Genomic DNA, 16,503 nt, shown 5'->3' on the forward strand with positions numbered 1-16,503 from the left:
AGCTCTCACCTGAATGATCCGGTGAATAAAACGGGTTCGGAACACGATGCACCCGAATATCGGACTTGAGGGTTCCCACCTCGCCACGTGAGATTGCTTTGCGCTGTTCTTTAGATGGTGCCGCCATTCTGTTTCCTTATGCCATTCCCAACGCGTCCATATAAAGCTGGATCATCGCTTCTTCTTCCTGACGCTCATGCGCTTCTTTCTTACGAGCCCGGATGATTGCGCGAACAGCCTTGGTGTCAAAGCCTGAGCCTTTCAGCTCCGCGAACACTTCCTTGATGTCCTCACTGATCGTGCTCTTTTCTTCTTCAAGGCGTTCAATGCGCTCGATGAAGGCACGAAGCTGGCCGACTGCAATTGTCTGGGCGCTATCACCGGTAATATCGTCACTCATGGCTTAATCCTTATGCTGCTGATTTCGTTTGTGATTGGCTGGTATAAATTCCGTATTTCCGCAGCGCGTGGAGCGCACTTGTGTGATCCACGAAAAACTCTCGCCCAAGGGCAGATAGCGAAATGTCTGGCCAATGGAGCTTTGCTGCGCAAATGGCAGCATGTTTAGCTCGAACAACACGAACAGTTCTGTTTTTCTCATCCAAAGTTTCCTTTGGGACATTGAACAGATCAGCGGCCATCATCCGCAATTCCTCAAATGTCTCGAACTGCATGGAAACAAGCAACGCAGCTGATATTAAAACGTCAGGGATGGTGCTGTTATGCGTCTGCGTTTTATGTTCACGCTGTTTAGATCGACGCTTTTTCCATACCCGCTGAACAAATTTAGGATTCATCCCGCGATAGATACTCACGTCTTCAACACTGGAACCACGGCATCCAAAGTCCACTTCTGTTTTCATTATGCGGCTCCTGCCTGTTTGAATGCATGGTTGACCGGTCCATAAACCGTGCCTGTCTTAGCTTCCCAAAGTGAACCATCTGGGAATGTCCGCTTGCCAGTGGTTGTCCATGTGCCGTGATCAATATTCACCGCCAGAATGTCTCGGTTCTTGGTCGCATCGACGGGACTACTGTGCTTACGGCCTTTGGCCTCAACCCTTGCCTGATCGACTTCACGCACATATCGCGCACTGTCATTGATGGGCTTCATCACTCGTTCGCACTCGCGGCGAAGCTCTGGTGGTGACGGCATGAAACCATGCTCGAGATTGGAGTGGCCTTTGATGATGTTGTCAGTCGCAACTTCCAGACTGTGACGGGTCACACCCTCCAGCGCCTTAAGATAAACACCACGGGTCAGGTTCGGATCAGTAGCGCCCTGCGCTGGCAATACGGAGAGGATGTACATTGCTTTCTTGATGTCGGTTTCCGTAACCTGCATCGAGTAAGTCTGTGCCGTGGCTATCTGGTTCATTCGGGAGAATCCCTTCTTCGCGCAGGGCATCAGCCCAGATATCGGTGTGGGTTAATTTGCGGCTGGCCGGATTATCGCGGCGCTGCGCTTGCTGACGATTAATCAGCCACTCAGGCTTAAAGCCCTGCCAGCAGTTCTCAATCATCGCATCAGCTGCAGCGTTCGGGTCTGGGCATTTGGAAAATTGAGATGCCAAAAGTTTGGCGGCGTGCGGAGTGAGCGGCTTTTTGAGCGCCTTGCGGTGATCGATAACAGCCTTTGCGTGATCCTGATCTAAGACCTTCATCAATTCGCTTTGAGCAGATGCTTTTTCAGGCGCTCGCGCCTTAACTTCTGAACGTAGTGAAGAAGTAATAGGTTCTAATAATAGGTTAGTGTCGCTTTCAGCTACTACCCCTCCCTGCTGTGAGCGACTACCGTAGTCGCTATTAGCTACTACCCCCTGCATATTGAGAGTATAGGTATTAGGGAGGTTTACACCCTCTTGCTGCCGACGGTTGATGGTCAAATATCCACCCTCTTCGAGCGTCTTAATCGCCCGAATAATCGTGTCCTTCCCTGCTCCGCAATCCTTGGAAAGAGCATTGATAGATGGGTAGCAATCACCACGCTCGTTGCTTGCATAATTGGCGAGCATCACGAGAACCATCTTTTCACGCATTGGTAAATCTTGCTGGACAGCCCATGCCATTGCCTGAAAACTCATGCCACGCTCCTGTCTCTGGAAGCTGCAACAGAGTAATCGGACACAGCTTGCCGAAGAGCATCACAAAGGCTGCGCTGCTCCTCGACTTCATGTGAAGGACGCGGAGCTTTGCCTGCTCCATGCGTCTTAATCCATAGCTCCTTGCTGTACAGCATCTTCTGCATAGCAAAGACCATGTCTTGGTGGCTCAAACGATTAGACATGCGCCACCCGATACGTTTGCGAACCGCCGAATAGATCATCACCCGCAGGCTGAACTATTTCATTTGCGATAAGCCACAATGCAGATGCTGCCCCGACGGTCTTGCCGTCTGGGTGTGTGAAATAAATATACCCATTGCCTTTTGCAGTAGCTTCCTCTGATGTTGAGGACTGCCGGACAAGAGCCCCGCCCTGACGAAGGCGGGAAAGAACTGGTTTTGCGTAATGTGGGATTTTCAGTTCCTGTCTCATTCCTGCCGCCTCTTATTGATTTCAACTTGCCGGTTATTCTGGGGTCGTCGTCGCTTCATCATGCGTGACCAGAAGCGGAGGAACCGTTGTTTCAGCTCTTTGGCCATCCGCCCCGACCGCAAGATCAGCCAGCCCAATAAGTTTCGAATTACGGGCATGTGCTTGTTCCCTCTCGGCCTCGTATGCTTTTTGTGATGTTTCTTTTGCGAGCGTGTAGGCGCGCAGGATCGCTCCATACGCAGACACAGGCATATCCTTGATGTTTCGATATCTCAGCCGGTGCATCCAAGTTGCAGGAGCGCCAAAACTACGCTCTGCACGATGCATTGCCGCCTCAACAGTATCGCCGGGGCCGCGATAAGACCGGCTGAGTATGAACTCAGACATTCCTCTGGCGTTTCTGATGTAATCGACACTCATTTTGTCAGATCTTTCAAAACCTTTGTCAGACATTGCAAAGCCTCTCCGTTACGTTTGACCTTGCGAGGGACAAACGAAACAGGAGCAACCAGTGCATGGAGCCAGTGGGAAAGATTGCGCTGCGCATACTGAACAAAAACAGACATGCGCAGATACACCGCCAAAGGACGGGAATTGATGGCCGAGACGATCAAGCGGGGGCAAGAAACCGCCTCGGCCTCACCGGCGGGAGGAATAACCGGTGATATGAAACTGATGAATTGGGTCGCGCGGCTCATGCTGCGCGATCCATTTGAACGAACCAATCCCGCTCTTTTACGAAGCCTTTTGTTGCTTCCTTAATCCTAAGGATTGTTCTTTTTGACGGGGAGCGGTCACCGCTCACATAACGATTAACAGTCGCCTGTGAGACGCCTACCTTTTCGGCAAAGGCGGCATGGGTGATCTTATGTTTTTCAAGATACTGTTTGAGCTTCAACATGAAGGCAGAATACCAAATTGGTATCTATAATCAAGGGAAAAATACCAATATGGTTTTTGATGACCGTTTGTATTTCCCGTACAATGTCCGCATGTCACAATTGAAGCGCTTGCGCGAAAAAATAGGCCTTACTCAAAAAGAGTTAGGCGCCCTTGCTGGAACTTCACAACCGCAGATAAAGCGGCTAGAAGATGGCGATAGAACGCTGACCAAGCAATGGGCTGAGCGCCTTGCCCCGCATTTAAATACAACAGCGGAAGCTCTGTTGTTTCCAAAGGGTGACGATCTGGACTCTGACATTATGGCAATCGTATCTCGCCTCAATGAGCAGCAGAAAGCGCAGGCACTATCCTATCTCCGTTTTCTCACAACGCCAGCTGGCGAAAATTGAGTTACAAATACATTCTTCGCTATAGGGTCTATAAAATATCGCCAATCGCCGCCGTGCATTTTCTGCATTGCCCGTGCTAGTGATGCCGCTTGATCTTCGACCGATTGAATTTGCCGTTGAGCAATCTGCACATCGGCATCTGTTGGGTTTGCTGCAATTCCATCAGGTACGCTACACTGTGAAAGCATCAGAATCTCCGTTCCCACAAACCTCTATCATTCCAGAAAATTAGAACACATCAAGAACGAATTGGCGCAAGCGAACAGGTTTTTAACGGATGGTTAAGGATACACTATATGTGGTGCAACCCACTATCTACGCCCACAATTAAGCGTATGATGTCTGTGGAGAATATTTTAAGGAGTAGATAATTATGCAGCCAGACCTACGCATGGACGGGGTAACCGCCAGTCAACTTGTTTCCGGTGCTTTAATAAGCGCCTTAGTATCTGCCTTGCGGCGCAAAGGCATATTTTCCGATAACGAAATCACCGAGATTTACACAGAAGCACTAACACTGCTTGAAATAGACCAGAGCCCTCAGCTAGATTTTAAACGAGCATCAGACATGGCAATCGGGATGCTGAGAACTCAATTAAACGTGCCGGAGAATGAGAACTAAGCGTGCACTTCGTAGCCTGCTAAATGTAGGAGGAGGGGTTTGAGGCGCATAAATAGCGCCATGCAATTAATAATAGTAATCTTCTACACCAGATACCTATGCGAATTAAACCGCCGACAACCAAATACAGCGATTCAAATACCGATCAGCGCTATGACGGCGGCGATTATTGCAACGTATAGCTTTTTCGTAAATAACTCTGCGGGGCGTCAACACCTAGTATTCAGCCAAGGAGTATATTGCAATACAACAATGAGTTGTGGTGCATGCTGGTTACTCCGGCGTTTTTCTTTTTCCAAAACGTGACAAGATATGGGTTTTACGATTACGCTTTGCCACTTTCAAAGCATGTAACTGCTCTTTGAGCACGCACATAAACAGCGTATCGATCAGATCCTTCTGAGAATTGTGCCCTGCCAGATACTGTTGGAGGGCCTCCCTCTGAAGGGATTGACCTTTTTTGCTATCCTGCTTGATGTAAGTCATTGAACAAACATGTGAAGACGCAATACTAATTATATCCATGTCTTTCTTGACCAAGCCGTTCTTATTAACTGCGGCTGGCATATTCCCCTCCTATTTCATTAGGATTTTCTAACGAATTATAGAAAAGAACCCATTTTTCAAGGCGCAGGCGCATATATATGAGCGCTCGCCCTCCACCTCAGTTTGCGTCCATAAAGGACGAATGCTGGAGTTATTTATGAACCGAAAGGACGTGAGGCTGATTTGAATCGATATCAGAGAGCAAAAGACTGTGCGGCATCTAAAAATCATCGAGAGAATGCGAGGCAGTTATACCGATAAAAACAGTCAATTGGTGTCCAGACCTTAATCCAGCGTATGATGCCCAGTAGTCTCAAGAATTGAAACTCTGAAATAAACAGGTATAAGCGACCTTTCCTTACCTCGTAGTTCTGTACGAGTATAGGCAGGCTCCCACCACTCTGGAATCTTGGATAATAGCCTATGGGCAAGCTTCATCGAACTATTTTCATCGAATGATTGAGGAAGTTCTTCAAAAATTCCTGTTACTACCAAACTACGCCAGTCAACTCGACTATTAGTTTCTAAAAAATTAATGCAGACATTCCGATTAATACTCATCATTTCCAATTTTTTACCAGCAGAGGATAACGAGTAGAGGTAGCCATCATGATAAACGAAACGAACAGGAACAACGTACGGCATATTTTCAATTGAACAAGCTAGATGGCCTATACTCACTCTTTCAAGCATCAAAGCAATTTCACCACGGGACATCTCCTGGATATGCATTTTAAGCTCCATAGATATTGTGCATTCGATGAGGCTCACCTCCCCTGAGATTACAAAGGGGAGAATGTGCCATGCAAAAATATTATGTATTCCAGAGTTAAAGAACTTAACGTTGAGAATTCATCTTATAGCTACTATCAGTATTCATGCGAGTAAGGCTCCTGTCCAATAACCTCTTATGGTCAGTGATACCTCTCTTATATTGCTCATTGAGGAACTGCATCAACTCTTGAGCTTCAATGCTATCCACATCTGTCAAGGTTGCCTTGCAAACCTGTGAATGCACTTTACTTACTGTTGATGCCTCATGCTTCAACGCATCATTATTTCTTTTATAGACAATCATTAGAATTACCTCCGGCCTTCAAAGACTGCGGAGCAAGCCCATCTGAAGGCAGGAGGTTACAATAACACTAAATTGACATTAGCCCTAACACTAAACTTAGCACGCCTCGTGCGGGCTTTTTGCTGACCTGATTCTAGCATGGCTGGGGTGCGGGGGCAAATACGCATGGTATTTTATACCAAAATAAATACCAAAACGGTATTGACTAAATATACCAAGTTGGTATTTTACTCCCATCAACAGCGCGAAGAAGCACCCGCCGATCCGCTAAACGATGGAGAGAAACATGCGATACCCGTTTTGCACTGATCTGAGCGATAAAGCTCTCGGCATTACACTGTTTCAGGATTTTGAATGTGAAGTCGACGTGTCCCTGATCTGGGATAACGGCGAGCCGGTTCTTGAAGTAAACGCGGTCTATGTTGACGGTGCAAACCTGTCTCGTGGTGAAGGCGTATCCATGAATCTTGCGAGTAAGCTTGCAGGCCTAGCCGAAAGCAATGATGCACTCCTGACCCGCGTTATTGAGGATAGCGAAACGCCTCTGCGGAGGGCTGCGTGATGGTCAATTATTACCGTATCTCTCTACTGGCCGCCAATGTTGCTCAAGCCTCGGCTATGGCTCACGCATATGAACACTCAAGCAACACGGCCATGGCAAAAGTTTACAGTGACAACGCAGTCGATGACTTCGTGCGCATCGCTCATGAGCTTGGTTATCGCGTTGAAAAAATTGCAGAGCCTGCCCTGAGAGCAGTCGCATGACCGGCTTTATCCAAGACCTCTGCGCCCTCGCCTCAATGTCAATATTTGTGGCTGTTTTACTCACTTATGTCGGAGCATTTTCATGAGCGCGGTCTCTACATCAACAGACCTGATTATCAATCTGCCTGCTGTTATGACAGCGGAACTGTTCACCGATGATGCAGAATTTGAAAAGCTGTATTCACAGGTCAAAGAAGCGGTTGATCAGCACGAACCGAACCTGAAAACCAAGACTGGCCGCGATGCCATTGCTTCCCTCGCCTATAAGGTTTCACGGACAAAGACCGCTCTTATCGGCCAAGGCAAGAAACTAACCGAAGGCTGGCGCGACCAGACAAAAAAAGTAAACGCCGCCTGTAATATCATCGAAACCAAGCTCGATGCATTGCGCGATGAAGTTCGCAAACCTCTCACTGAGTGGGAAGCAGCGGAAACTGAGCGGGTTGAAGGCCATAAGGCGCGTCTGGAAGCCCTTGCTGGTTTGAGCAAGGTTGGATTTGGACGCTCATCTTCTGATCTGCGCGAACTTCTGAACGATGCTGAGAAAACACCAGTCGGTACCGAAGTCTGGCAAGAATTTGCTGATCAGGCAGCGAGCGCCCGCAACTCCGCTATTGAAACGCTCAAAAACTTACTGGCCACAGCCGAGAAGCAAGAAACAGATGCGGTTGAGTTAGAGCGCCTGAGAGCGGAGGCTGTTGAACGTGAACGCATCGAGGCTGAACGTCTGGCGGCTGAGGCTGCGGAACGTGAAAAGGCTGAGCAGATTGAGCGCGACCGTATTGCCGAAGAAAATCGCAAAGCGGAATTGGCTAAGGCGGCTGAATTAGCCCGTGAACAGGCCGACCGTGACGCTCAGGAGCGTATTGCAGCCGCAGAACGTGCCGCGAAAGAAGCCGAAGAACGCGCTGCTCAGGCCGTAATTCAAGAACGTGAAAAAGCAGAGCGTGAAGCTGCTGCCGAACGTCAACGCATAGCAGACGCTAAGGCTGCGGAAGAAGCTGAACAGCGCCGCCGTTATGCCGACAAAGAACACCGCAAGACGATCAATAACGCAATTGTCGCTGAGTTGATTGAGTGCTCCGGCATATCTGCGGAACAGGCTCAGAAGATCGTTGTCCACATGGTCAGCGGTTTAGTTCCTAACGTCACCCTCAAATATTGAATTCATTGAAAGGAACTCACATGAGCGCCGCACTTGAAATTCATACGCCTACAGAAACTCAATCTTATCGCGCCGATGCGCCGATGATCTCCATGATTGAGCGTATCGCAATGGATCCGAATATCCCGCTGGATCGCCTTGAGAAGATGCTCGACATGAAGGAGCGCATGGAAGACCGCGCCCGTGAAGATGAAGAGCGTCAGGCAAAGAAGGCATATTTTGCCGCTATGTCAAAATGCCAGTCCGAATTACCGGTCGTGATCAAGAACCGCGGCAACGACCATACTAAGTCGCGCTATGCTGATCTGGCGGCAATCGAAGAACAGGCAATGCCAACCATTCATAAGCATGGTTTTGCCGTTTCATTTCAGCCGGACGGTTACAATAATAAAGGCGAACTGCGTATTGTCTGGGAGATTTCCCACGCAGAAGGTCACTCACGCAATGGCGTGGGGGAAATCCCTGTTGATGGCGCAGGAGCACAAGGCAAGGTCAATAAAACCGGCACTCAGGCTTTCGGAAGTACAGCCACCTATGGTCGCCGGTACCTGCTTTGCATGCTGTTCAACATCAGTACTGGTGACGACACAGACGGCAATAACCAGTCTGCCAAACAATACAGCACTATCTCACTAGATCAGGTGAAAATCCTCCTGCAGCTCATCGAAGAAACAGGCTCTGACATTGAAGCGTTTTGCCGCCTCGGCAAAATCAACTCTCTGCCAGAAATGATTTCTGAAAACTACGACAGAGCAGTCAACCTTCTTGAAGAACGCAAGAAGAGGATGGCGCAATGATGCAGGTTTTCAAGGATATCGAACAAGGCTCACCAGAATGGTTTACCGCTCGCGCTGGCATCCCCACGGCATCGCGCTTCTCAACTGTCATGGCGAAAGGCGAAGGCAAAACCCGTGCGGAATACATGCGCAAGCTTGCTGGTGAGATTATCACCGGTGAACTCGCAGAAGGCTTCACAACCCCGCACATGGAGCGCGGCAAGCTGATGGAAGATGAAGCGCGTGAGACTTATGCCTTCATCAACAGTGTTGAGCCTTATCAAGTCGGCTTCATCCGTAGCGGCGATAAAGGCGCAAGCCCTGATAGTCTGATTGGAACCGATGGCGGTTTAGAAATTAAGACCGCCCTTCCTCACATCCAGATTGATCGGCTTGAGCGTGATCGTCTACCGCCTGAGCATAAAGCACAGGTACAGGGCAATCTCTGGATTTCAGAGCGTGAATGGTGGGATTTCGTATCTTACTGGCCTCGTCTGCCAATGCTGGTCACACGCGTTTACCGCGATGAGCCGTACATCAAAGCTATGTCCGATGAGATTGACCGCTTCAACGATGAAAAAGCGGCACTGGTAGAGCGTATTCGCGCTTACGGACAGGAACCTACAAAGGAAGCAGCATAATGGCCAGCTCAGTCAATAAAGTTATTCTGGTCGGCAATCTTGGTTCTGATCCTGAAATCCGTCGCCTGCAATCCGGTGAGCCGGTTGCTAACCTGCGTATTGCAACATCAGAAAGCTGGCGCGACCGCCAGAGCGGCGAGCGCAAGGATAAGACGGAATGGCACAGCGTCGTAATCTTCAATGAAAATCTGGCCAAAGTCGCGGAACAATATCTGAAAAAAGGCGCGAAGGTTTACGTTGAAGGCCAGTTACAAACCCGCAAATGGACTGATCAACAGGGCAACGACAAATACACCACCGAGATTGTACTTCAGAAGTTCCGCGGCGAATTGAAGATGCTTGAGAGTCGCGGCGAAGGCCAACAGCAAAACCAATCACGCCAGTCCGAACAGTCCTACAGCCAGCAATCTGGTGGATTTGGTGGTGGCTTTGACGACAATCTCGATGATGACATTCCGTTCTGAGGTGCCTCATGGAAAAGCAGCGCTACACAATCGTAAATCCGCAGGTGCGCCAGAATGCGATCAGAGCACTCATGGCTCTCCCTGACGGCCACACAGCAACATTTGCACCACCAACCAGAAGCGGAGGGCAGAATGATTTCTTTCATTCAATTTGTTCTGACATTGCGAAGTCTGGTTTTGAATGGGCTGGCAAACCGCGAAAACCGGAAGAATGGAAAGTTCTGCTCGTTTCCGGTCACACAAAAGCAACGCAGGGCGAAGTCGAATTTGTGCCGGGGCTTGAAGGTGAATTCGTAAACATCCGCGAAAGCACCGCTCGCATGTCAGTTAAACGCGCAGCCTCTTTGCTCGAATACGCGCTGGCGTGGTGCGCCGATCATCATATCCCCCTCACCGACACACGACGCCAAGGCTACCTTATGGAGGCAGCATGATTATTCAGTTCCTCATTTCAAAACTGCGCAAGCTTCTCGGTTTTCAGGATGATCCATTGCCAGAGCTTCGCGCCACCGCTGAAACTCTCAAGGCCACTATCGCCAAAGCCAAGAAGGACAAGAAGCGATACAGCCATCTTGAGCGTGAATTGCTCAGAACCACAGCTGTAATCGTCGCCATTGAACGTGGCATACCTTACCGCAATGGCTCTCTGGATTGGGGGCGCTGATGGCTCGTACAGTCAAAGAATGGATCGGCAAGACTGACGACACGAAAATCCCGCCACGCGTGAGCCAGAGGGTTTTTGATCGTGCAGCTGGTATCTGCCACTGCTGTAAGCTGCCGATCAAAGCCCCCTTTGAAACATGGGATGCAGATCACCGAATTGCACTGATTAACGGCGGTGAAAACCGTGAAAGCAACTTAGCCCCTGCCCACTCTCACTGCCACATTAAAAAGACAAGGCAGGACGTAGCAGAGAAAGCAAAAGTTGCAAGCGTTCGCGGGAAGCATATCGGCGCAAAGCGCCCGTCATCAATGCTTTCCGGCAAGAAGCATCCAAAGCCGCCACTCACCAAAATCGTTCAGAAGCGTCGCTCACTATACGAGCCAATCCATCCACAGGTGCGCATGCAATGACAGATAGTTTAATGTTTACTGCTGCTCATCAGCTCCCGATCAAGCTTATTGAGCAAATCAACCATATCGTCGGCGGCGTCCCTATCAAGGCCAATCTGCAAAGAGCCATCGACCATGGTTATGAACCCAGTGGCTCTATCGATAATCACCCACGTGCCATTCACATCCTGCCTCATGTCATATCTGCGATCAGACACTGCATACACCTCAAAAATAAGAATCCTACAGCGCACTCATTATCAGTTCCAGCTATGGGAAGGACAGGAGAATGACAAGGGATAAGCTGATTGTTCAGATTGAGCTATTGAAGACTGAAGAAAAACAAGAGCAAACCAAAATTTCAACTGCCGAAACAAATATTATCAGATTGATCCGCCTAATTCGTGAATTAGGCAGCCAAGTTTTTACTGTTTCACAACTTGCACCGGAAGGAGAAGGGATTGAGCCAGCTATTAACCGTTGAGCAAACTGCGAAGATTTTGTCCGTTTCGAGCAAGCAGCTAATTCGGTTGACGAATGACGGCGAGATCCCGTTTATTAATATCGGGCGCGGAGGGCGTAAAGTTCGCCGCTATGAGCCATCGGATATTGAAGCCTTCAAGAGCCAGAGGAAGATAACAGAATGCCAGTTTACATCAGAAAGGATAACAAAGACGGCACCTACTCCTACGAATTTCGGCTACAAGGTCGTAGATTTTCAGGCAACACTGGCAAAAAGTCGGAGCGAGAGGCGCGCCAAGTAGAACGCGCCAAACGCAAAGAGGCTGAAAAGCTCCTCGAGGAAGAAAAGCAGTTCGGTGCGGATGACCTGACATTTGAGATTGCTGCATCGAAATACTGGCATGAAATCGGCCAGCATCAAAAAGATCGCGAGAACCTGCTTTGGTCGCTGGATTGGCTACAAACAGCAATCGGTAGAAGCACTAGACTAAGCAAGATCAATGATAATCTGGTTGCTGGTCTGGTTGCGAAGCGCCGCAACGATCTGATCCCTAACCGTAAGCCCGAACAAAAAATCTCTCCGGCCACCGTAAACCGCACAATGACACAGCGGCTGCGCTCCATACTTATTCGCGCCGCTAAAATCTGGAAAGTCCGGACAGGTGAAGTCATCTGGTCTGCACACCTACTGAGGGAATCCGGTGAACGCATCCGAGAAGCTTCAAGGATGGAAGAAGCAAAGATTATGTCTCAACTGGATCGCGGCTATGATACGGCCGTACAGTTTGCTTTTCTCTCCGGCTGCAGACGCATGGAAATACTCGGTCTTGAATGGAGCCGTGTTGATTTCTTTGGACGCGCCTTTTCCGTGATAGGCAAAGGAGGGAAAACCAGAATTATACCAATGTCACAGGCGATATTTGATCTGCTCTGGCAAGAGCGAGGCCACCACGAGGTAAAGGTATTCACCTATGAAGCCAAGCGCACTTTGAAAAATCGCGGCTTGTGCCGTGGCTTACGATATCCCCTCACCGAGGCCGGTTTAAAAACGGCAATGCGCCGCGCTGTTGCAGATGCAGGTGTTGAGAACTTCAGATTTCATGACACACGGCACACAGCCGCTACTCGCATTTTAAGAGCAAGCAATCTGCGCGTTGCACAGAAGCTCCTTGGTCACGAAGATATCGCCACCACTACGAAATATGCACATGCTTTGGTTGATGATGTGCGCAATGCCATGGACGCAATGAACACCGCGAGGGACCCCGCACCGCTCAATCAGATCAAGACTGCTTCTGAGTGAGATTTTTGCCCACCAGCAAGTCAAATAGTATCGCCGTGATAAAGAAGTGGGTGGAAATATGATTAGACAACGCTACGATCAGCGGGCGAGAACTGCGATTAATTTAAAGCGCTCACAGACAATTTCCATATCAGGTTCGAAGCCACCATTGCGCTCAAAGTAAGCTTGGTGCCCTTTTTCCCACTCCGTGAAGTCGCCCTCTCCTTCCGCTTCCGCGAAATCATGATCAACTTCATCAAAACGGCTTATGGTAACATCTGTTGTCTCAATGACGCATGCAGGTCGACCGGAACCGTCTAGCACAACATCACGGCGCCCCACTTGTGGCATCGGCTCCCCGTCCGCTCCGAAATCGCGCAAAGCGGCACAGGTCGCGGTTTTCTTGCCAGCCAACACTAAGTTTAGCAGCTCATCAGCCAGTTCTGGGCTATCCCCGAAAGCAAACGTGAAGGCATCTTGGAATTCAGGAGGAATTGAGGTCACGGAGTGCTCCAGTTGTCGGGCATTTTAATGGTGAAAAAGCTGGATTGTCTTTTAGGGGGACTGAAATTTGGCACAAAGGATGGGAGTTGAAGTAACAACAAAAAATGCCACGAAAATTACCACGAAAGCTCGGCCAGTATTATTAACTGATTGTTTTTCTTAGGGTTTCAAACCTAAACAACACTTTCCCCCAGTCAAGTGCGCTACCTGGCTGCGCTACGCTCCGAACACCTAAAAGCCCTAGAATATAAAGGCTTTTTTGGCAAGGGATTAAAGCGTGGAAAGATATCACCTTCCCCAAAACGCAATATAACTTACCCAAAATGATTTAATTTTTTAAAGCATTAAAAGGAATATGCTGAAATTTTATACTCCCATTTGCATGTTTAGCATTTTGCAACCATTGAATATTATGAGCCGTAGAAAGACAAACATCACAGATTTAAATATACGATAATTATACACATATTTCACCGGAAACGCTGCCCCCACACAGATGGGTTTCTTAAGGGAAAAATATCAACCCAAATATTAACTTATTACAGCGAATTTTTACAAAAAATACCTTATAAGCAATCATCTTGTTTAATATTACACTCAACGCCCCCCAATTTTGAGAATAGCACTATGAATGCATTTTATTTCGTTATTGATGAAAATTTAGTAGAAGTCGTCAATGCACAAGCATATCACATTGCGAAAACTTGGGCATGCGATGTACATATTTTTATTGAAAAACAAAATAAAAATACGTCAAATATTGAAGTCAACTACAACAATAAAATTAAATACCATTACAATCTCCTAATGCAATTTCTACCTCAGAATCTGCCCAATAGTAGCAAATGGCCGCTTATTGTTTATCTCAGGCTATTCGCGCCCAGATTTTTAAAAAGTTACAATCGGGTTTTATACTTGGATGCCGATATTCTGAGCATTCGCGTAGCACAAAATATCTGGACAATACCACTTCCTTACGGTGTTGGTGCAGTGACTGACTACGGATCACTTCAAGTACCGCCAAGTCCTTTTGATAAGCTTTCACGCTCGGAATGGTTGCAACATATAGGTGTAACATCCTCCAGCTATCTAAATTCCGGCGTACTCTTAATTGACGTTTCCAAATGGGTACAAATTAACTTTACGGCCGAACTCAAAATGTATTTTGATAAATATCCTCATGCAGTTTGTTTTGACCAGGACTTTCTGGCCTCATTTTTAAACGGAAACTGGACAGACATCGGTCCAATATTCAACTATCAGGCCGTATTGCTTAACTCCGGTCTATCGAACGCTATTGCCCCTGTCTTTGTTCATTTCAGCCAACCAGAGAAACCATGGTATGGCTGGATCGAAAGCGGGAGCACAAATCTTGATCCCTATTTTGGCAAAATATACCGTGACTTATTGACAGAAATTAACATTGACCCTTCTTTACACGAGCGCGCAATCACAACCAAATTTGCCAAGAAGATCAAAACAAGGCTTCGAAAAGCGCTGTCTGTTTTTGGATTGCGAAGCCAAAAAGAGAAAAATGCATTCTCACAAAATGAAGCTGATCGAAGAGTTTATATAAAAAACATCAAAGCAAACGGATTTGATATTTCACTCACTGAAACACTGGATGAAATCTATTTTGACGGAAGAAATATCCGATCAAAATTCACATTTCCCAAGGATATTTCTCGCCACAAATAGAATTACTGCACATCAACAATCATTCTTTTATCGACAGCCAAGCGTTTCAGTTTATACACTCCTCGTTTAAGCTCACGCAGCATTTTCTGACCTCCGGAAAGAGAGCCGCGTTTTTTTTGAATCAAGTTAACAACAGAACGATCTTCAATATTGCCACCCAAAGTTAAGGTTCCTGCGGATAAAACTTGTTCTTGTGCGCATACCGCCGGTACTAATTGAAAAATGATATTATTTGCAAAAACCTCACACCCTGGGTCAAATAAATAGTGATCCACAGGTGCCGGCATATAATTAACTGTCTCTTTTAACAGAGATACAGCCAAACGACGGGATATAATATAGCCGCCCGCCCCTGCATGAAAACCGACCATTTTCAGCAAGTGTCGATCACGTATCTGAAGTCTCCACCATCGTTTAAAATAGACCTTCGTTTTAAAGGTTTCGAGACGCAGTATATTCACATCAGCCGGCACCCAGTCAGAACTCTCAAGAAAATCAGCTGCGCTATCACTGAGGATAATATCGTCCTCGAAAATTGCGGCATATTCATCCGTACTGGCAACAAGAATTTCCCAGCATTTCCGATGGCTCATAAAGCATGCAAATTCGGAATTAGTCGGCTTTGGCCAATCTTTATGCAACACAATATTGTCGAGTTCACTCTGAGACAAACCACGCGCATCAACGGCAGCCACACGTTCAAAATCAAGTTTCAAGCGCCCAAATTGCTTATGACAATGTTTCAGCCTATCGGGAGATCTATCCAGATTTATAACAAGATTTTTCATAGAATGGCTCACGTTACAATTCTGCTCCTTCTAAATTTTATTCTCAGCGGGGGCAAGACAATGAAGCATTCCGCTTTCAACTGCCATCTCTTTCCTGAATTCAGACCTCAATAATCGCGCTTGACCGCAACTAAAAATAAGAACATTATAAGAACAAATAGAGGATTCTATAATGTCTCTCGCCGCACAAAACCCTGAAAAATATATCATTATACCGTTTCGTAAGAATAATCAGAAACTTGTTGCGGCGGAAATGCGCCCTGCTTCCAGTGAGGCAGGTGCCATTAAGATTGCCACATCTATGTCCGGCCGGTTTATTGGTGTTGCGGCCTATGCTGTGATGGTTGATGAAGAAAGCGGCGATATAAACGCGCCGCGCCTGTTAGCAAGCTTTGGCGAAGTGCCTGATTTCAGTGATGATTAAAGTCTGATTTCCTGTTTATTACCCACCGGACATTCGCACTCTATGCAAGCTCTTTCAGTAATATAACCGGCAAAGGATTCAGTATGCGCATTCTATTTCTCAAAATGATTACAACCGCACTTTTGATGATGGGGCTGAATTCAGCATCATTGGCTGCTCTTGCACCGCAGTATCAGCGCGCAAATGAAATGAATGCTGTCATCTCTGCGGTTACTGAAACGCTGTCTCCGCAACAAGCTGTCACCAAAGTCGTTTATCAGAGTGAAGACCAGTATTTGGTGGTCGCAGGCAATTGCTCAATCAAAGCAACTCTTATCACGCTTCCGGCAAAGGCCGGACTGGTAGGGCCAAGACAATTTAAAGTTCAGCTTGGAAAACAACGCTGCAAAAAATAAAGCCGTGCATC

30 protein-coding genes are annotated in these 16,503 nt (G+C 47.5%); 17 read left to right on the forward strand and 13 right to left on the reverse strand.

What is annotated here, in order from left to right:
• Window positions 1-136 precede the first annotated feature (136 nt).
• The 8 genes from F7P81_RS00005 to F7P81_RS00040 form a co-directional block, all read right to left on the reverse strand.
• Complete coding sequence (locus tag F7P81_RS00005; RefSeq protein WP_151157879.1) at window positions 137-400, reverse strand: DUF2312 domain-containing protein; 264 nt, start codon at window positions 398-400, stop codon at window positions 137-139.
• A gap of 10 nt (window positions 401-410) precedes the next feature.
• A complete protein-coding gene (locus F7P81_RS00010) occupies window positions 411-863 on the reverse strand; it encodes a helix-turn-helix domain-containing protein (RefSeq protein ID WP_151157882.1) in 453 nt (150 codons plus the stop codon).
• Window positions 863-1,312: a hypothetical protein gene (locus tag F7P81_RS00015; protein ID WP_170265191.1), complete on the reverse strand. Its 450-nt coding sequence runs from the start codon at window positions 1,310-1,312 to the stop codon at window positions 863-865. Before F7P81_RS00015 ends, F7P81_RS00010 begins: the two co-directional genes overlap by 1 nt.
• On the reverse strand, window positions 1,272-2,084 hold the full coding sequence (locus F7P81_RS00020; protein ID WP_151157886.1) for a helix-turn-helix domain-containing protein: 813 nt from the start codon (window positions 2,082-2,084) through the stop codon (window positions 1,272-1,274). The genes F7P81_RS00015 and F7P81_RS00020 overlap by 41 nt, the downstream gene beginning before the upstream one ends.
• 195 nt (window positions 2,085-2,279) lie before the next feature.
• Entirely contained in the window at window positions 2,280-2,537 is a 258-nt protein-coding gene (locus tag F7P81_RS00025) for a hypothetical protein (RefSeq protein ID WP_151157888.1), read from the reverse strand.
• Window positions 2,538-2,570: 33 nt separating this feature from the next.
• Window positions 2,571-2,990: a hypothetical protein gene (locus F7P81_RS00030; RefSeq protein ID WP_151157890.1), complete on the reverse strand. Its 420-nt coding sequence runs from the start codon at window positions 2,988-2,990 to the stop codon at window positions 2,571-2,573.
• Complete coding sequence (locus tag F7P81_RS00035) at window positions 2,954-3,235, reverse strand: hypothetical protein (protein ID WP_151157892.1); 282 nt, start codon at window positions 3,233-3,235, stop codon at window positions 2,954-2,956. Before F7P81_RS00035 ends, F7P81_RS00030 begins: the two co-directional genes overlap by 37 nt.
• The gene (locus F7P81_RS00040) at window positions 3,232-3,438 is read right to left on the reverse strand and encodes a helix-turn-helix domain-containing protein (protein WP_122011540.1); all 207 of its coding nucleotides are present in this window, start codon (window positions 3,436-3,438) and stop codon (window positions 3,232-3,234) included. The genes F7P81_RS00035 and F7P81_RS00040 overlap by 4 nt, the downstream gene beginning before the upstream one ends.
• Between F7P81_RS00040 and F7P81_RS00045 the strand changes: the two genes are divergently transcribed.
• Together F7P81_RS00045 and F7P81_RS00050 are read left to right on the forward strand one after the other, a co-directional pair.
• Window positions 3,437-3,829, forward strand: coding sequence for a helix-turn-helix domain-containing protein (locus F7P81_RS00045; RefSeq protein ID WP_246176001.1), 393 nt, complete (start codon window positions 3,437-3,439; stop codon window positions 3,827-3,829). The genes F7P81_RS00040 and F7P81_RS00045 overlap by 2 nt on opposite strands.
• A 373-nt stretch (window positions 3,830-4,202) precedes the next feature.
• Entirely contained in the window at window positions 4,203-4,451 is a 249-nt protein-coding gene (locus tag F7P81_RS00050) for a hypothetical protein (RefSeq protein WP_151157894.1), read from the forward strand.
• Between the two features lie 273 nt (window positions 4,452-4,724).
• Here F7P81_RS00050 and F7P81_RS00055 read toward each other — a convergent pair whose 3' ends face one another.
• The 3 genes from F7P81_RS00055 to F7P81_RS00065 form a co-directional block, all read right to left on the reverse strand.
• Window positions 4,725-5,018 (reverse strand): hypothetical protein, encoded by a 294-nt coding sequence (locus tag F7P81_RS00055; RefSeq protein WP_151157896.1) that lies wholly within the window; start codon window positions 5,016-5,018, stop codon window positions 4,725-4,727.
• A gap of 264 nt (window positions 5,019-5,282) precedes the next feature.
• Window positions 5,283-5,729: a pyridoxamine 5'-phosphate oxidase family protein gene (locus F7P81_RS00060; RefSeq protein WP_170265194.1), complete on the reverse strand. Its 447-nt coding sequence runs from the start codon at window positions 5,727-5,729 to the stop codon at window positions 5,283-5,285.
• Between the two features lie 106 nt (window positions 5,730-5,835).
• On the reverse strand, window positions 5,836-6,075 hold the full coding sequence (locus F7P81_RS00065) for a hypothetical protein (protein ID WP_151157900.1): 240 nt from the start codon (window positions 6,073-6,075) through the stop codon (window positions 5,836-5,838).
• A 286-nt stretch (window positions 6,076-6,361) separates the two neighbouring features.
• Here F7P81_RS00065 and F7P81_RS00070 point away from each other — a divergent pair, with 286 nt between their 5' ends.
• From F7P81_RS00070 to F7P81_RS00130, 12 genes are all read left to right on the forward strand, one after another.
• A complete protein-coding gene (locus tag F7P81_RS00070) occupies window positions 6,362-6,637 on the forward strand; it encodes a hypothetical protein (RefSeq protein ID WP_151157902.1) in 276 nt (91 codons plus the stop codon).
• Window positions 6,634-6,840 carry a hypothetical protein gene (locus F7P81_RS00075; RefSeq protein WP_151157904.1) on the forward strand — a complete coding sequence of 69 codons (207 nt, stop codon included), beginning with the start codon at window positions 6,634-6,636 and terminating at the stop codon, window positions 6,838-6,840. The genes F7P81_RS00070 and F7P81_RS00075 overlap by 4 nt, the downstream gene beginning before the upstream one ends.
• An 82-nt stretch (window positions 6,841-6,922) precedes the next feature.
• Window positions 6,923-8,005: a hypothetical protein gene (locus F7P81_RS00080; protein ID WP_151157906.1), complete on the forward strand. Its 1,083-nt coding sequence runs from the start codon at window positions 6,923-6,925 to the stop codon at window positions 8,003-8,005.
• Window positions 8,006-8,025: 20 nt separating this feature from the next.
• Window positions 8,026-8,802 carry an ERF family protein gene (locus tag F7P81_RS00085; protein ID WP_151157908.1) on the forward strand — a complete coding sequence of 259 codons (777 nt, stop codon included), beginning with the start codon at window positions 8,026-8,028 and terminating at the stop codon, window positions 8,800-8,802.
• On the forward strand, window positions 8,799-9,422 hold the full coding sequence (locus tag F7P81_RS00090) for a lambda exonuclease family protein (RefSeq protein ID WP_151157910.1): 624 nt from the start codon (window positions 8,799-8,801) through the stop codon (window positions 9,420-9,422). The genes F7P81_RS00085 and F7P81_RS00090 overlap by 4 nt, the downstream gene beginning before the upstream one ends.
• Entirely contained in the window at window positions 9,422-9,886 is a 465-nt protein-coding gene (gene ssb / locus F7P81_RS00095) for a single-stranded DNA-binding protein (RefSeq protein WP_151157911.1), read from the forward strand. The genes F7P81_RS00090 and ssb overlap by 1 nt, the downstream gene beginning before the upstream one ends.
• An 8-nt stretch (window positions 9,887-9,894) precedes the next feature.
• A complete protein-coding gene (locus F7P81_RS00100; RefSeq protein WP_151157913.1) occupies window positions 9,895-10,320 on the forward strand; it encodes a recombination protein NinB in 426 nt (141 codons plus the stop codon).
• Window positions 10,317-10,550: a M3 family oligoendopeptidase gene (locus F7P81_RS00105; RefSeq protein WP_151157915.1), complete on the forward strand. Its 234-nt coding sequence runs from the start codon at window positions 10,317-10,319 to the stop codon at window positions 10,548-10,550. Before F7P81_RS00100 ends, F7P81_RS00105 begins: the two co-directional genes overlap by 4 nt.
• The gene (locus tag F7P81_RS00110; protein ID WP_151157917.1) at window positions 10,550-10,960 is read left to right on the forward strand and encodes an HNH endonuclease; all 411 of its coding nucleotides are present in this window, start codon (window positions 10,550-10,552) and stop codon (window positions 10,958-10,960) included. The genes F7P81_RS00105 and F7P81_RS00110 overlap by 1 nt, the downstream gene beginning before the upstream one ends.
• Window positions 10,957-11,232: a hypothetical protein gene (locus tag F7P81_RS16995; RefSeq protein WP_170265195.1), complete on the forward strand. Its 276-nt coding sequence runs from the start codon at window positions 10,957-10,959 to the stop codon at window positions 11,230-11,232. The genes F7P81_RS00110 and F7P81_RS16995 overlap by 4 nt, the downstream gene beginning before the upstream one ends.
• Window positions 11,229-11,423, forward strand: a complete 195-nt coding sequence (locus tag F7P81_RS00120) for a hypothetical protein (protein WP_151157921.1) — start codon at window positions 11,229-11,231, stop codon at window positions 11,421-11,423. Before F7P81_RS16995 ends, F7P81_RS00120 begins: the two co-directional genes overlap by 4 nt.
• A gap of 159 nt (window positions 11,424-11,582) precedes the next feature.
• The gene (locus F7P81_RS00130) at window positions 11,583-12,704 is read left to right on the forward strand and encodes a tyrosine-type recombinase/integrase (RefSeq protein ID WP_151157923.1); all 1,122 of its coding nucleotides are present in this window, start codon (window positions 11,583-11,585) and stop codon (window positions 12,702-12,704) included.
• A gap of 78 nt (window positions 12,705-12,782) precedes the next feature.
• Here F7P81_RS00130 and F7P81_RS00135 read toward each other — a convergent pair whose 3' ends face one another.
• Window positions 12,783-13,187, reverse strand: coding sequence for an ASCH domain-containing protein (locus F7P81_RS00135; RefSeq protein WP_151157925.1), 405 nt, complete (start codon window positions 13,185-13,187; stop codon window positions 12,783-12,785).
• A gap of 627 nt (window positions 13,188-13,814) precedes the next feature.
• Here F7P81_RS00135 and F7P81_RS00140 point away from each other — a divergent pair.
• Complete coding sequence (locus tag F7P81_RS00140; protein ID WP_151157927.1) at window positions 13,815-14,885, forward strand: glycosyltransferase family 8 protein; 1,071 nt, start codon at window positions 13,815-13,817, stop codon at window positions 14,883-14,885.
• A 2-nt stretch (window positions 14,886-14,887) separates the two neighbouring features.
• On the opposite strand, the gene F7P81_RS00145 is transcribed toward F7P81_RS00140, so the two are convergent.
• Window positions 14,888-15,673 (reverse strand): glycosyltransferase family 25 protein, encoded by a 786-nt coding sequence (locus F7P81_RS00145; protein WP_151157929.1) that lies wholly within the window; start codon window positions 15,671-15,673, stop codon window positions 14,888-14,890.
• 172 nt (window positions 15,674-15,845) lie between these two features.
• Here F7P81_RS00145 and F7P81_RS00150 point away from each other — a divergent pair, with 172 nt between their 5' ends.
• On the forward strand, window positions 15,846-16,097 hold the full coding sequence (locus tag F7P81_RS00150) for a hypothetical protein (protein ID WP_151157931.1): 252 nt from the start codon (window positions 15,846-15,848) through the stop codon (window positions 16,095-16,097).
• Window positions 16,098-16,180: 83 nt separating this feature from the next.
• Window positions 16,181-16,492: a hypothetical protein gene (locus tag F7P81_RS00155; RefSeq protein ID WP_246176002.1), complete on the forward strand. Its 312-nt coding sequence runs from the start codon at window positions 16,181-16,183 to the stop codon at window positions 16,490-16,492.
• Window positions 16,493-16,503: the final 11 nt, after the last annotated feature.

This window comes from Pseudochrobactrum saccharolyticum (assembly GCF_008801715.1).
Classification (GTDB): Bacteria; Pseudomonadota; Alphaproteobacteria; order Rhizobiales; family Rhizobiaceae; genus Pseudochrobactrum; species Pseudochrobactrum saccharolyticum.

Coding starts and splice junctions, on each gene's coding strand:
- F7P81_RS00150 (WP_151157931.1), top strand. CDS start 15,846: ATGTCTCTCGCCGCACAAAACCCTGAAAAATATATCATTATACCGTTT.
- F7P81_RS00035 (WP_151157892.1), bottom strand. CDS start 3,235: ATGAGCCGCGCGACCCAATTCATCAGTTTCATATCACCGGTTATTCCT.
- F7P81_RS00140 (WP_151157927.1), top strand. CDS start 13,815: ATGAATGCATTTTATTTCGTTATTGATGAAAATTTAGTAGAAGTCGTC.
- F7P81_RS00105 (WP_151157915.1), top strand. CDS start 10,317: ATGATTATTCAGTTCCTCATTTCAAAACTGCGCAAGCTTCTCGGTTTT.
- F7P81_RS00020 (WP_151157886.1), bottom strand. CDS start 2,084: ATGAGTTTTCAGGCAATGGCATGGGCTGTCCAGCAAGATTTACCAATG.
- F7P81_RS00065 (WP_151157900.1), bottom strand. CDS start 6,075: ATGATTGTCTATAAAAGAAATAATGATGCGTTGAAGCATGAGGCATCA.
- F7P81_RS00010 (WP_151157882.1), bottom strand. CDS start 863: ATGAAAACAGAAGTGGACTTTGGATGCCGTGGTTCCAGTGTTGAAGAC.
- F7P81_RS00055 (WP_151157896.1), bottom strand. CDS start 5,018: ATGCCAGCCGCAGTTAATAAGAACGGCTTGGTCAAGAAAGACATGGAT.
- F7P81_RS00030 (WP_151157890.1), bottom strand. CDS start 2,990: ATGTCTGACAAAGGTTTTGAAAGATCTGACAAAATGAGTGTCGATTAC.
- F7P81_RS00145 (WP_151157929.1), bottom strand. CDS start 15,673: ATGAAAAATCTTGTTATAAATCTGGATAGATCTCCCGATAGGCTGAAA.
- F7P81_RS00080 (WP_151157906.1), top strand. CDS start 6,923: ATGAGCGCGGTCTCTACATCAACAGACCTGATTATCAATCTGCCTGCT.
- F7P81_RS00110 (WP_151157917.1), top strand. CDS start 10,550: ATGGCTCGTACAGTCAAAGAATGGATCGGCAAGACTGACGACACGAAA.
- F7P81_RS00025 (WP_151157888.1), bottom strand. CDS start 2,537: ATGAGACAGGAACTGAAAATCCCACATTACGCAAAACCAGTTCTTTCC.
- F7P81_RS16995 (WP_170265195.1), top strand. CDS start 10,957: ATGACAGATAGTTTAATGTTTACTGCTGCTCATCAGCTCCCGATCAAG.
- F7P81_RS00040 (WP_122011540.1), bottom strand. CDS start 3,438: ATGTTGAAGCTCAAACAGTATCTTGAAAAACATAAGATCACCCATGCC.
- F7P81_RS00100 (WP_151157913.1), top strand. CDS start 9,895: ATGGAAAAGCAGCGCTACACAATCGTAAATCCGCAGGTGCGCCAGAAT.
- F7P81_RS00050 (WP_151157894.1), top strand. CDS start 4,203: ATGCAGCCAGACCTACGCATGGACGGGGTAACCGCCAGTCAACTTGTT.
- ssb (WP_151157911.1), top strand. CDS start 9,422: ATGGCCAGCTCAGTCAATAAAGTTATTCTGGTCGGCAATCTTGGTTCT.
- F7P81_RS00155 (WP_246176002.1), top strand. CDS start 16,181: ATGCGCATTCTATTTCTCAAAATGATTACAACCGCACTTTTGATGATG.
- F7P81_RS00130 (WP_151157923.1), top strand. CDS start 11,583: ATGCCAGTTTACATCAGAAAGGATAACAAAGACGGCACCTACTCCTAC.
- F7P81_RS00085 (WP_151157908.1), top strand. CDS start 8,026: ATGAGCGCCGCACTTGAAATTCATACGCCTACAGAAACTCAATCTTAT.
- F7P81_RS00015 (WP_170265191.1), bottom strand. CDS start 1,312: ATGTACATCCTCTCCGTATTGCCAGCGCAGGGCGCTACTGATCCGAAC.
- F7P81_RS00070 (WP_151157902.1), top strand. CDS start 6,362: ATGCGATACCCGTTTTGCACTGATCTGAGCGATAAAGCTCTCGGCATT.
- F7P81_RS00045 (WP_246176001.1), top strand. CDS start 3,437: ATGAAGGCAGAATACCAAATTGGTATCTATAATCAAGGGAAAAATACC.
- F7P81_RS00005 (WP_151157879.1), bottom strand. CDS start 400: ATGAGTGACGATATTACCGGTGATAGCGCCCAGACAATTGCAGTCGGC.
- F7P81_RS00060 (WP_170265194.1), bottom strand. CDS start 5,729: ATGCATATCCAGGAGATGTCCCGTGGTGAAATTGCTTTGATGCTTGAA.
- F7P81_RS00120 (WP_151157921.1), top strand. CDS start 11,229: ATGACAAGGGATAAGCTGATTGTTCAGATTGAGCTATTGAAGACTGAA.
- F7P81_RS00090 (WP_151157910.1), top strand. CDS start 8,799: ATGATGCAGGTTTTCAAGGATATCGAACAAGGCTCACCAGAATGGTTT.